The sequence below is a fragment of the Collinsella sp. AM33-4BH genome, from assembly GCF_003469205.1.
Classification (GTDB): Bacteria; Actinomycetota; Coriobacteriia; order Coriobacteriales; family Coriobacteriaceae; genus Collinsella.
Map to the genome: position 1 here is coordinate 43,474 of NZ_QSIN01000003.1, position 13,252 is coordinate 56,725.

The window sequence follows — 13,252 nt, forward strand, 5'->3', positions numbered from 1 at the left end:
TTAAATGCTGCGCATCATTCCTAATACCACTTATATAACGTATTAGATGAGTCGCGATGTGCCTCGCATTTCGTTCTGCTACGATTGCCACGTTGGCATCAATACAGGAGGGCTCATGCCGGGCTTGGGAACAATCATCAACGTTGCGCTTTTAGTTGCGGGCGGTCTTTTGGGATTAGCGGGCGGCCGCTTCATTACACCGCGCATCCAAGACACGCTCATGAAAGCATCGGGGCTGTGCGTCCTGTTTATCGGCCTGAGCGGCACCATGCAAAAGATGCTCATCATCGATGGAAAGGCGCTAGCGACCACCGGTACCACCATGCTCATCGTCTCATTTGCGCTCGGTTCGCTCATCGGCGAGGCCATCAACTTGGAGGCCGCCATCGAGAACCTTGGCGAATGGCTCAAGCGCAAGACTGGCAGTGAGGGCGATAACGAATTTACCAACGCTTTTGTCTCGACTTCACTCACCGTGTGCATCGGCGCCATGGCCATTGTGGGATCGATTCAGGACGGCCTGCTCGGCGACTGGTCAACGCTTGCCCTCAAGGGCGCACTGGACTGCATCATCGTCTGCACCATGACGGCCTCGCTTGGCCGCGGCTGCATCTTCTCCGCCCTGCCCGTCACCGTGTTCCAGGGGACGATTACGTTGTTTGCCGGCGCGCTCTCCCCCATCATGACCGCAGCGGCCCTCAACAGCCTTTCGCTCGTAGGCTCCATGCTCATCTTCTGCGTCGGCGTCAACCTCATCCGTCCTCAGACCTTCCGCACGGCCAATATGCTTCCCTCCGTCGTCATCGCCGTCATATACGCCCTCCTGTTCTAAATCTAGCAACGCAGCGGTATCTCGAACATCTGTTTGATGCTGTGCTATGATATGAGGTCACCGTAGCTGCGTTCGAGAGGAGGAGCGGTGGCCGACCAGGACATCAAGATGCTCATCGAGCGCATTATGGCCGAGGCCCGGACCCATCAGTCCGCCCGCTTCTCAAACGAAACCTACGCAGACGAGCCGATTCTCAAAACCGGCCGACAGATGCAGAATTTCCTCCCCGACCAGTACCGTAAAATGCGCGAGATATCGCGCTGGCAGGATGACCCCAAGGGCGGTGCGGGCCGCTGGCTTTCGGAAGCCGAGCTTTTTTACCGCCAGGGCCTGCTGATGGCCGACTTTGAGGACGACTGTCCCTACAACGGCACCTTTAAGTCGTACTTTCCCACCTACAACGCCATGAGCGACCGGCAACTGCGCGGCTACTTTACCTGGCGTGCCCAAGTGCGCCGCGGAACCGTCGAGGAAACGTCTACGTCCTTTGCCTTTCTGTATCTCTATGAGCTGATCTGCGGCATTGGCGTAGATAATCCACTCGATGGTTTTAACAAGATCAAGGCTTTTTGGGATGTCTATCGCGCCTTCGAGCCCGGCATCGACCGGTTTGCGCGCGTGTGGCTGCAAGATTACGCCGTGTTCCACGGGCTCGACCCCAAGCTGCTTCGCGACTCTAAAACCGTCATGTTCGATAACGCCCTTATCGAACTGCGGCGCGCGGCACGAGACCTTGTACCGGCACCGTCCGGCCAGACCCCTAAGCGTCGCAAAACCTCCGAGCCCACGCTCCCCCTTCCGCCCGATGAGGTGCGCGAGGAGCGACTCATGGCCGCCATCAACGCCCTCTCCACGTACAACCTAAGTAGCTCGCGGCTCGACCGCAGCCACCACCGTGATCTGCGCCACGTGGCGTGCGCCGTGTATGTCCGCATGGCGCGCTACTATGACACGCACCGAAAGACCGGCATCGTGGCAAGTTTATTTGGGGAGGAGACGGCCATGCCCTACACCATGTTTGCCTCGGCCGTATTCTTTGCGCCCGAGCGCCACGAGGACTGCGAATACCGTCTGGACCCCATCCATATCTACCGTTGCCAAAACGGTTTTTGGGAATGCATGCGGATTCACGGTAGCAGGCAAAAGAGCAGCAAGCTCGGTGAAATGATGCGCGCCTGCGACCAACGCCTGCGCCTGGCGCTGGACCCCGCCCATCCCCTTAAGGAAGAAAAGGTCCCCAAATATCTGGCCAAGATTATCGATGACGAGATTGTGGCATGGCTTTCGTGGGACGCCGCACACCAGCCCGTCAAGATCGATATCGATTTGAGCCAGCTGGGGCACATTCGGAGCGCTGCCGCACAAACGTGCGAAGCGCTTTTGATCGACGAGGAACACGAGGACGGCACGCTTGCGGATGCCGAGGTGACAGTTGCCGAACGACGGGAAGCCAAGCCCGTGGCCGGCACGATCGCCGAACCAGTCGCGACGACCATGCAGCAGGACGAGGCTAGCGAGCCGACCATCTCCACCGAGCAGTTTGGCGTCGTGGCCCCGCTCCTCGCACCAGCACCCACGTCCGCTGACACCGCGTCCGCACTCGATCCCGCCGCAGACGCCTATCTTCGAGCACTACTCGAGCAAAACGCAGCGCAGACGGCATCGGCGGTGGCGCAGTCGGGCAAGAGTGAGGACATGCTTGTCGATACCATCAACGAGGCGCTCTTTGACCTGGTGGGAGACACCGTTATCGAATTCGGCGCGGCAGGGCCGCAGATTATCGAGGACTACGAAGCAGACGTGAGAGGATACCTAGACCATGAGTGATACCGCATCCGCAGCACCCCGCGTGCCCAAGCGCGTCGCTGCCGTCATTCTCAACTCGCTCAAGGGCGGCGTGGTCCCGCGCATCGGCCTTCCTTACATCACCGTAGGGCGCGAGGTCGAGATCCGCGCCCTGCTCACCGATTTAAGTCTCATCGCCGATGGCGGCGCGAGCTTCCGCTTTTTAGTCGGTCGCTACGGCGCCGGTAAGAGCTTTTTGCTCCAGACCATCCGCACGCACGCCATGGGCGAGGGATTCGTCGTCGCCGATGCCGACTTGTCGCCCGAGCGACGCCTGCAGGGCGGTCAGGGGCAGGGCCTTGCCACCTACCGCGAGCTCATCCGCAATATATCGACCAAGACGCGCCCCGAGGGCGGTGCGCTCAACCTTATTCTGGATCGCTGGGTCGCCTCGTGTGCCAACGTCGACGAGTCGGTCGTCAATGCCCAACTGACCCCGCTCGAGGAGATGGTCCACGGCTTCGACTTCACCCGCATGCTTCGCCGCTATCGCACGGCCGTATCCGAGGGCGACGAAGAGGCCATGAGCCGCGTGACCAAATGGATCCGCGGCGAATACCGCACCAAGAGCGAGGCTCGCGCCGAACTGGGGTCCTCAACCATCATCAGCGACGATGACTGGTACGACTACGTCAAACTCATCGCGCGTTTTTTGGTTTGCAGCGGCTACAAGGGCATGCTGGTGCTCATCGACGAGCTCGTGAATCTGTATAAGATTCCCAACGCCATCACGCGCCAGTACAACTACGAGAAGATCCTGACCATGTACAACGACACACTTCAGGGCAAGGCGCAGTACCTGGGCATGATCATGGGTGGCACGCCGACCTCCATCGAGGACCGCCGCCGCGGTGTGTTTTCCTACGAGGCCCTACGCAGCCGACTCGCCCAGGGCCGCTTTGCGCGCGAGGACCTTAAGGACATGCTTGCGCCCATCATCCGCCTGCAACCACTCACCTACGAGGAGTTGCTGGTGCTGATCGAAAAACTCATGCAAATTCACGCCGGCTACTTTGGCTGGACGCCCACGCTGACCGAAAACGACTTGGTTGACTTCCTCAAGATTGAGTTCGGTCGTGTGGGAGCCGACACGCACCTGACGCCGCGCGAGGTCATTCGTGACTTTATCGAGTTGCTCGACATCCTATGCCAAAACCCCGACGCCAACGTGGCCGAGCTGCTGCAAAGCGTCGGCGGCGACGCGCTGGCGCCGGCAGCCGCAACAGGCGACACCGATACCGCAGGCGGCGACCGTAACTTCGCCGAATTCACCATCTAACCTGCCAAAAAGGGACAGGTTTATTTTGGCAGGCTCTATCTGGGCAAACGTTGAAACAGTAATGCAGCAAGCCACTGCCCGCCGCGTTGAGAGATTCGCTTTTGAAAGGAGGCCCCGTGAACGCCTTTGACCGCTACGCCCCGTTTATCCAAGACTTCATCTACTCCCACGATTGGGAGAGCTTGCGCTCTATCCAGGTTGCGGCAGCTGATGCCATCTTTAACACGCAAGATAATGTGCTCCTGACGGCATCCACGGCTTCCGGCAAAACCGAGGCAGCCTTCTTTCCCATCCTGACCGAATTTTGGGAGAACCCGCCCGCGAGCGTGGGCGCCCTCTACATCGGCCCCCTCAAAGCGCTCATCAATGATCAGTTCGTCCGTCTCAATGACCTGTGCGAAGAAGCCGACATCCCCGTCTGGCACTGGCATGGCGATGTCTCGCAGTCGCACAAGGCCAAGCTCATCAAAAAGCCAAGCGGCATCTTGCAGATTACGCCCGAGTCGCTCGAGGCGCTCTTAATCCATAAGCACATGGCGATCCCGCGCATGTTCTGCGACCTACGCTATGTGGTCATCGATGAGGTCCACTCGCTCATGCGCGGCGACCGTGGCGGGCAGACGCTCTGCCTTATCGAGCGACTCTCGCGCATGGCCGGCGTACAGCCCCGACGCATTGGCCTTTCGGCCACCATCGGCGACCCCGAGCGCACGGGCGCTTTTCTCTCGAAGGGAACGGGGCGCGACTGCGTTATCCCCCGCTTTGAGGAACCGCGCCGCGTGTGGCGCATCTCCATGGAGCACTTCTACAACTCGGGCCCCCAGGCTCAGCAACGAGGATTCGTAGGCACAGGTCCACAAGAAGCCGAAGTGCTTGCTTGCGAGCGTATTGAGACGGCGGCGCCCGCGGCGCTGCCCGCATCCGGACAAGACATGTGCCACAGCGGACAGCTTACACAGGAAGAACACCGTCAACGTCGTGAGCAGGCGCGGGGCAAGGCCGCTCCCAAAGACCGTCGCACTTCCTCGGCCCCCGAGGGCGAAGTCGACATCCCACGTGCGACCGAGCAGGCGCTTCTCAACCCCACCGACACGGCACCCGACAACGTCGACCCCGGTATGGGCTATATCTTTGAGCATACGCGCGGCCGCAAGTGCCTGGTCTTTGCCAACTCGCGCGAGGAGGCAGAGGCCGTGTGCTCCATGCTGCGCAGCTACTGCGAGAGCCGGCACGAGCCCGACCGTTTTCTCATCCATCACGGCAATCTTTCGGCATCGCTACGCGAGACGGCCGAGGAGCTCATGCGCGACGAGGAGCAGACGCAGACAACCGTCACCACCTCTACGTTGGAGCTCGGTATCGATATCGGCCGCCTGGAGCGCGCCTTCCAGATTGACGCGCCGTTTACCGTCAGCTCCTTTTTGCAGCGCATGGGGCGCACGGGCCGTCGCGATCTTCCGCCCGAGATGTGGTTTGTCATGCGCGAGGAAGAGCCCGAGCCGCGCACGATGATGCCCGAAACCATTCCCTGGAAGCTCCTGCAGGGTATCGCGCTCGTACAACTCTATCGCGAGGAAAAGTGGGTCGAGCCACCCGAGCTCGATCGTCTCCCCTACAGCCTGCTCTATCACCAGACTATGTCGACCCTCGCCAGCACCGGCGAGCTCACGCCGGCCGAACTTGCCCAGCGCGTGCTCACGCTCAGCTATTTCCACCGTGTCTCGGCAGACGATTACCGCGTGCTGCTACGTCACCTCATTAAGATCGACCATATCCAGGTCACCGAAGGTGGCGGGCTCATCGTGGGTCTCGCGGGCGAGCGCATCATCAACAACTTTAAATTCTACGCCGTGTTCCAGGAAAACGAGGAGTTTACCGTCCGGAGCGAATCGGCCGAGCTGGGCACGATCGTTAATCCGCCCCCGCCCGGTGAGCGCATCGCCATCGCCGGACACTGTTGGATTGTCGAGGAAGTGGACTGGAAGCGCCACACTGTCTTTGCCACGCAGGTCAAGGGCCGGGTGCCGGCCTACTTTGGCGACTGCCCCGGCGACATTAACACGCATGTGCTCGAGCGCATGCGCAAGGCGCTCAACGAGCACGCGACATATCCGTACCTTATGGGTAACGCACGGGCCCGCTTGGCGCAGGCTCGTCATACCGCCGAGATTTCGGGGGCGGGAACCAAGCCGCTCATTAACCTGGGCGGCGATACCTGGGTGCTCTTCCCCTGGCTGGGCAGCTACGCCTTTTTGGCGCTCGAGCGCATGCTCAAGATTAAATGTGCCGCGGAGCTGGGCCTTCGCGGGCTCGATCCGTCACGCCCGTACTTTATGCAGTTTAAGATGAAGGCCGACGAGGAGACGTTCTTTGAGGTGCTTGCCGCCGAGGCCGAAAAGGACTTCGATCCCATCGAGCTCGTCTATCCTGGCGAGGTGCCTTACTTTGACCGCTACGACGAGTTTGTTCCCGAAGAGCTCGTGCGCAAGGGCTTTGCCGAAGGCGTGCTCGACATAGAGGGCATGAAGCAGCGCGTTCACGGCTGGCGCGACCACGCCTAAGACCAGTCTTTTTTGGGACGGGGAGACTTACTTGTCGTGAAGGACGGTGCCGAGGAAGTCGGTGTCGAAGGGCACGGCTTCGGCAAAGGCGTAGTCGCCGTCGCTGGCGATGAGCAGGTAGTTTTCCTCGCCGCTGAACTTCGCATCGCCACATGGGACCACCCAGGCGTGGACGAATACCTCGAGCGCCGTGGCAGCGCAGTCGCGAAGGAACGTCACATCGCTCCCCTCGTTTGCGCTCACGATATTGGCCACGTAGATACCCCCGGGGTTCAGGCTGCCCCGCACCAGGCGCAGCGCCTCAACGGTCGCCAGCTCGCGCACGGGCTCGGCACCGCCAAAGCAATCGCTCACGACCACGTCGTAGCTACGATGGCCCACGCTCGTCACACCCAGATACGAGCGAGCCTCAGCGGTAATCACCCGCAGGCGATCGCCCACCGCGTGCTCCAGTTCATCCAGATAGAACCAACGGCGCGCCAAGCGCGTTATCTCTCCGTCATACTCGATGACGTCCATGCGCAGGCCCTCGTGCGACATCAGCGCAAACTTGGGATAGGCAAACCCGCCGCCGCCCAGCATGAGCATACGGTCGATACCATGCCCGTAAGCATCACGCATTGCGTCCTCGGCCTCAAACACATCGTCAAATGCACGATAGTACGCAAAGACTGGCTCCGCCCAACGATCGCCAACATAGCTCGCGCTTTGGTAGACGCCGCCCTGTACGAGCACGCAGACCTCGTCACCGCTCTCGTCGTGCACACGCTTCACACGTGCCAACCCGTTGCGGGTACGTGCGACCTGCAAACAGGCAGCGCGAACAGCGACGGCGGCCGCACCAAGCGCCGCGGCTCCCAGGGCAACGCCGGCAACGACGCCGGCAGAAACACTTGGCTTGTTCATCTAGAGCTCCTTCTGCAGATAGAGTCCATGGTCATAAAACCCAAGATGGCGATAGTACTCGCGCGTACCGATCGCGCTGATCACGTTGATGTGCGTATAACCGGCATCCCGAGCTATCTGGCACGCACGCTCCACGAGCAAACGTCCCAATCCATGGTGCTGCGCCGCCTGACCCTGATCGCCCACGCGCGCCGCCATGCCGTACACGTGCACCTCGCGAATCATCGCCTCGTCCGGCGTCGTCGGCAGCTCGTCCACATGCGCGGCAACAAAAGCGCGATCGGGCAGCGACAACCGCAAAAAGCCCGCGATCTTGCCCCGCGGCGTCACCCATTGCAAAAAGTGCTCGTAAGTCACCGGCGTCTCGTACGCCACTTCCTCATCAAGGGTCAACTCGTCCAGGTCGGCACCCGCCGTGCTGATCTCGCGATAGCGAATCTCACGCACCGTCGCACCGTCACCCCGAGCAGCCAGGCGGTTCTCGACGAGCTGACGCAGGTTGGGCTTCTTGTTGCCCACCATGATGTCATCGGAACTAAAGTCGCGAATCATGCGGCTGATGCGGCAGAACGCCGGCGTCACCACGATGTCATCGGCCAGCACATCGAGCAGTTCTTCCTCGGTATAGGGGCGCCACTCGCCGCGCTCGTAGCAGCCCACCAGGCGCGAGCCCTCGATGAGCGCACACGGGTAGACTTTGACCTCGTCGGGCATAAAGGCCCCCTCGGTCATAAAGCGCTCGTAGTCGCGCTTGTCCCCCTCGGGTGTGGCGCCCAGCAAGTTGAGCATAAAATGCGCATGGATCTTAAAGCCAAACAGGCGCGCGAGCGAAAACGCCCGCTCGATCTGCGCCACCGAAATGCGACGCTCGTTGATATCGAGTAGATGCTGGTCAAGGCTTTGGATGCCCATCTGTATCTTGGTGCAGCCCAGGCGGCGGATGAGCGTAAGCGCCTGCGGCGTTACGGCATCGGGACGCGTTTCGATAACGAGTCCCACCACGCGATGCTTCGCCGTCTCGTTGATGCGCTGCTGACGCTCGAGCTCCTCCATCGTTGCCGTCTGCCACTCGGTGACCTCGCCCCACGGCGTACCGGGGCCGTACAGACGACACACCGCGCGGTTATAGCCGCCCACGGCAACATCTACACGCTCCTGCTCGTCGGCAACGCCGGCAGCGAGCTTGGCCTCGTCTGTCGCAATGCCGGCAGCCCGATAGCGCTCGCGGCGCTCTGTTACCACCGGCGGCAGGGCATCGGCGGGAGCGTCATCGAGCAGGCGCCCCGCCTCGGCACGGCTGATGCCCGGACGCGCCAACATGGGGTTTGCCGCCACGCCCGCCACCGCATCATCATTGAGCGCACGGAAGAGCTCCGACATAAACCATGCCTGATACCCTTGCGAATAGTCGCTCCAGGTACCGCCGAGCACGATGAGCTCGATCTTGTCGGTCGCATGCCCCATCTGCGAAAGCGCCGTCAAACGGGCGCTCACCTGCAGATACGGATCGAAGCAGTTTTGCTCCGCACGGGCGCACGCCGGCTCGGCGTGCAGGTAGCTTTTGGGCATGCGCAGATCGTTGGGGCAAAACAGGCAATCGCCCGAGCATGGCCAGGGCTTGGTGATGACGGTAATGGTCGCCACGCCCGAGGCCGTTCGGCGCGGCTTCATACGCAGCACCTGCAGCAGTTGACGTTCCAGATCGGCGTCGACATTCCACCCAGCCCAACGAGCCGGTTCCTCACGTTTAACCCGCTGGTAAAACGGCAGCAGTCGGCGCTTGGCCAGGTCCCGTTTGTCGGCACCCTCGCGGCGCGCCTCGGCATGTATCAGTTTGACGAGGGTCTTGTCGTCCACGGTCTCGCCGCGACGCAGAGCCTCGAGTATGTTCAAAATAATCTGTTCCATGCCCCCATTGTAAAGGCAAAGGCGCCGGAGCCAGTCACGGCCCCGGCGCCTCCATCAAAGAGCATGCCTATATGCACCGACCTCCGAAAACCGCATGTCACTCCGGATCGAACGACATGTCGCCCGAACCGACCTTAAAACGATACGTGGCAGACTTATCACCGTTGTCGAATTCAAGATTCAATATGGTCTCGCCATCGTAGCCAAGCGGAAGGAAATCGCTCTCGAAGTCACCGCTGCCCACGGTGAGGCTCGCCTTAAAGCCCGTAGAGTTCGGAACCGTTATCTCCACATCGCCCGAGTCCACGCTTACGTCCATAGACTTCGCGGGGGCCTGGTAGAGCTCGAACGTCACATCGCCCGAACCTACCTTGGCATTCAGGGTGTCGGTTACAGTACCCGCAAACTCGATGTCTCCCGAGTCCAAAGTCAAGTTGAGGTCATGACACGCAATGTCCGTGACCGTCAGATCGCCCGATCCTACATTCGCTGTAATGCCCACCATGTTATCGGCAACTTCGCGCGGCAGTTCGACGGTAACCGTGCGGTCAATGGCGCGCTCGTCATCGCAATCGAACTGGCTAATCTTGAGCGCAGAACCCTTAACCACGGCCAGATTCTGGGTTGCCGCATCGTAAGCAGCTACTCCTTTTGCGACGCGGCCACTCTCGATGACACGTACCGGCCCGTCGGAAACGCACTTGACCTCAACCGTACCCGACGTCACATCCAAGTCAAGGGATGTGAACGCGTCGGCATCAAACGTTTCGCTCGAAAGCTGTTGAGGCCGAGCGGAATAGTTACCGCTATTCAAGGAATCGTCCTCGTCGAACGCATCGCCCATACCAGACAAGCCGGATACAACATCGTCGAGACCCCACGGGCCATCAAAATGAATCAAAGTCCGCGAAATGCCAAAAACAAGCCCGATGATGAGCACAAACGCTCCGATGCCAATGCCCAAGCGCCTCTTAGACTCATGCGAGAGCTTCATCATTCATCACCTTCTTTGGCACTCGACTCAGTGGTGGTCGCGGCAGCCATGTCAGCGTCAACCGCTGTGGAAACGTCCTCCCCCTTAGTCCTAGCGACCGCCGGCGCCGGACCAACCTGGATATCCCCGCGCGCCCAATCGCCATCGAGCGCACGTGCCGCCCAGTGATAGATGGGGATCGTAAAGAAAATCAGCGCGGCAAAGGGGCCGGCGCCAAACAGGAACATCAGCAAAAAGAACAGCAGCCAGCACACGGCCCAGTACGGGAACGACTGGAACGGACCCTTCACCGGAGTCACGCTGGTCGCACCGGCACCCGTCACCTGAGCCGTCGCCGCATTAGCTGCCTGCGCGCTCCAGCTTGCCGCTTGCGCCGCCTTGGCGGCGGCATCACTCGCCTGCGTTGCCGCCTCGGTAGCACGTGCCGCCGCCTCATGGGTACGGGCGCGCTCCGCCGCCTCGGCCTCGCGCTGACGGGCGCGGTCCTCGTTCTCAAACTCGATATCGTCCTCGATCTCATCGCTCGGATTGAGGAGCTCGTCCAAACTCACGCCATAGAGTTTTGCGAGCGAGATCAGGTTCTCGGTATCGGGCGAACTCTCCGCACGCTCCCATTTACTGACCGCCTGGCGCGACAGCCCCAGCTTTCGCGCCAGCCCTTCTTGGCTAAAACCCTTGCTGCGACGAAGGTCGGCGAGCCGCTGCGCAGTTTCTACATTCATGGTTCCTCCTATGTGATGCCAGCCGTGCCGCCGGACCGTTTTTGTTCTTAAGGCGCCTTGCACAGTTAAAAATCTATCCGCCACCGCCAAAAGCATGCCACCTATTCTAGTGAGATTTTTGACAACCGGCGGTTGCGGGCACATATGAGCTGCGGAAATGTGTCCAAACAAAGCAATGACCCGCAGCTCGGTTGTCCCCGTTGCGGCGTTAACGGTAGTATGGTCGTACTGTTTATTCCGCACCGCCAACGGAGGGAGTCCCGCGCCGTGAACCGCGATTTCGCCTCATCGCTCATCCAGCTCAACAATACGTTCTATCGCGAGCACTCCGCCTCCTTTTCCGATACACGCCAGGCCCCTTGGCCCGGCTGGGTGCGCACCATGGACATCGCGCTCGACCAGCTCGATGTGGCCACCATCGAGCATCCCGTCCGTGTCTTCGACCTTGCCTGCGGCAACATGCGATTCGAGAACTTTGCCGCCGGCGGCACGCTGGCTGCCAAAGGCGTAGACGGCGCAAGCCCCTCGGCAGACGCCAGCTGCCCCTTCGAGTTCTATGGCGTCGACTCATGCCAGGACCTGGCCATCGATGCGCGCGGCCACGCCCTGCGCATCCCCAACCTGCACTTCCAGGAGCTCGATGTGCTCGATGCCCTCATGAAGCTCAACCCCGCCGAGACACCCGACGTGCTTTTCGACGCCCCGCTCGCCGACATCTCGGTCTGCTTTGGCTTTATGCACCACGTGCCGTCGTGCGAGTACCGCGTACGCGTGCTCGACGCCTTGGTGCGTCAGACGCGCCCGGGTGGCATCATCGCCATCAGCTTTTGGGAGTTTATGAACGACGAGCGCATGGCGCGCAAGGCCGTTCGCGCCGAGGCCCGTGCCGAGCTCACCCCGCCGTTTGAGGGTTACGATTCCGCGCAGTTTGAAGCCGGCGACCACCTCATCGGCTGGCAAAACGACCGCCACGCCTACCGCTATTGCCATCACTTTGACGATCAGCAGATCACCGACCTGGTGCGCGGCGTGCGTACGTTCTACAAGAGCGGCGAGGTCCCCGTGCGCGAGCTCGAGCGCTTCCATGCCGACGGTCGCAGCGGCGAGCTCAACCGTTACGTGATTCTCAAGCGTCTATAGGCGTCAGCGACTCGTCGCTGAGCCGCACCGCATCTTTTGGGCAAATCGCCCCCCTTCTAACCCATCACCGGAACGTGCAGCCATGCGTTCCATACTTATGACCAAGGAGCCTCATGGGAGCCGTCCACGTTCGCACGCCTAAGAACTTTGTACTCGAGGAGCGCCTGGAGCGCTACGCCGATGCGATTGAGACGAACCCCGAGGCCTATGCCGGAGATTGGCGCGAGGCCTGTGCGCCCGCAGGCAGCAAGCCTTTCGAACACCTTCATCTGGATCTTGGTTGTGGCAAGGGAACGTACCTTGTAGAGCGCGCGGCCCACGAGCCAAACACCCTCTTTATCGGCATGGACCAGGAACCCATCTGCATTGCCTATGCCGCACAGAAAATCTGCGAGCAGGAGCTGTCCAACGCACTCGTCCTGCCCCGAGGCGCCGCATCGCTGCCGCAGCTGTTTGCCGCAGGCGAGCTCGATGCCATCTCCATCAACTTTCCCACGCCGCAGCCCAAGGCCAAGTACGCCAAAAAACGACTCGTCCATGTCGACCATCTGATACTCTATCGCCCGCTTTTTGCAGCCGGCGCCACCGTCACGCTGCGCACCGACAGTAAACCATTGCGCGACTACGCCCTGGGGCAGTTTGCCGCGGCCGGCTACGACACACGTTGGGTAAGTGACGATGTCCGCCGCGACCATCCCGAGCATCCCGAGACCGAATATGAGTGCCGTACGCGCGATATGGGCGCCGTCGTCTACGGCATTTGCGCCACACCCGGCGCACAGCCCAGTGACGATGAGCTCACGGCGGGGCGCATGCAGGAGCAAAGTCTTGCCTGTTACCTGCCCGATAACCTCGATGGGCTCATCTATGTACCTCTGGGCATGGAAGAGGCAGTCGAGAACTTTAAAAACCGCGCCCGTAAAGGCAAAAAGCGCCTGCCGCAAGAATCCCAGGGGCCTCTGATGGTCGCGGCGTCGGTAAACAAGCGCAAGTAGGCGCCGGCGAACGACCCTCAAACCTAAGTGAGTAGACTTTTTAGCAATAGCCAAGCACAACCCGCATAGG

The 13,252-nt window shown here is 60.8% G+C and carries 10 protein-coding genes; 6 read left to right on the top strand and 4 right to left on the bottom strand.

What is annotated here, in order from left to right; genetic code table 11:
- Positions 1-115 precede the first annotated feature (115 nt).
- The 4 genes from DW821_RS03230 (at position 116) to DW821_RS03245 (ending at position 6,517) form a co-directional block, all read left to right on the top strand.
- Positions 116-832 (top strand): DUF554 domain-containing protein, encoded by a 717-nt coding sequence (locus DW821_RS03230; protein WP_199572790.1) that lies wholly within the window; start codon positions 116-118, stop codon positions 830-832.
- A gap of 87 nt (positions 833-919) precedes the next feature.
- Positions 920-2,659, top strand: a complete 1,740-nt coding sequence (locus DW821_RS03235) for a TerB N-terminal domain-containing protein (RefSeq protein WP_233552983.1) — start codon at positions 920-922, stop codon at positions 2,657-2,659.
- On the top strand, positions 2,652-3,956 hold the full coding sequence (locus DW821_RS03240) for an ATP-binding protein (protein WP_118065529.1): 1,305 nt from the start codon (positions 2,652-2,654) through the stop codon (positions 3,954-3,956). The genes DW821_RS03235 and DW821_RS03240 overlap by 8 nt, the downstream gene beginning before the upstream one ends.
- Before the next feature lie 116 nt (positions 3,957-4,072).
- Entirely contained in the window at positions 4,073-6,517 is a 2,445-nt protein-coding gene (locus DW821_RS03245; protein WP_118065531.1) for a DEAD/DEAH box helicase, read from the top strand.
- A 27-nt stretch (positions 6,518-6,544) separates the two neighbouring features.
- Here DW821_RS03245 and DW821_RS03250 read toward each other — a convergent pair whose 3' ends face one another.
- The 4 genes from DW821_RS03250 to DW821_RS03265 form a co-directional block, all read right to left on the bottom strand.
- Positions 6,545-7,423 carry a spermidine synthase gene (locus DW821_RS03250; protein WP_118065533.1) on the bottom strand — a complete coding sequence of 293 codons (879 nt, stop codon included), beginning with the start codon at positions 7,421-7,423 and terminating at the stop codon, positions 6,545-6,547.
- Positions 7,424-9,331, bottom strand: coding sequence for an elongator complex protein 3 (locus DW821_RS03255; protein WP_118065535.1), 1,908 nt, complete (start codon positions 9,329-9,331; stop codon positions 7,424-7,426).
- A 97-nt stretch (positions 9,332-9,428) separates the two neighbouring features.
- Positions 9,429-10,325 (bottom strand): DUF4097 family beta strand repeat-containing protein, encoded by an 897-nt coding sequence (locus DW821_RS03260; protein ID WP_158567531.1) that lies wholly within the window; start codon positions 10,323-10,325, stop codon positions 9,429-9,431.
- Positions 10,325-11,047 carry a helix-turn-helix domain-containing protein gene (locus DW821_RS03265; RefSeq protein ID WP_118065539.1) on the bottom strand — a complete coding sequence of 241 codons (723 nt, stop codon included), beginning with the start codon at positions 11,045-11,047 and terminating at the stop codon, positions 10,325-10,327. The genes DW821_RS03260 and DW821_RS03265 overlap by 1 nt, the downstream gene beginning before the upstream one ends.
- 267 nt (positions 11,048-11,314) lie before the next feature.
- Here DW821_RS03265 and DW821_RS03270 point away from each other — a divergent pair, with 267 nt between their 5' ends.
- Together DW821_RS03270 and DW821_RS03275 are read left to right on the top strand one after the other, a co-directional pair.
- Positions 11,315-12,187 carry a hypothetical protein gene (locus DW821_RS03270; protein WP_118065541.1) on the top strand — a complete coding sequence of 291 codons (873 nt, stop codon included), beginning with the start codon at positions 11,315-11,317 and terminating at the stop codon, positions 12,185-12,187.
- A gap of 113 nt (positions 12,188-12,300) precedes the next feature.
- The gene (locus DW821_RS03275) at positions 12,301-13,182 is read left to right on the top strand and encodes a tRNA (guanosine(46)-N(7))-methyltransferase TrmB (protein WP_118065543.1); all 882 of its coding nucleotides are present in this window, start codon (positions 12,301-12,303) and stop codon (positions 13,180-13,182) included.
- Positions 13,183-13,252 lie beyond the last annotated feature (70 nt).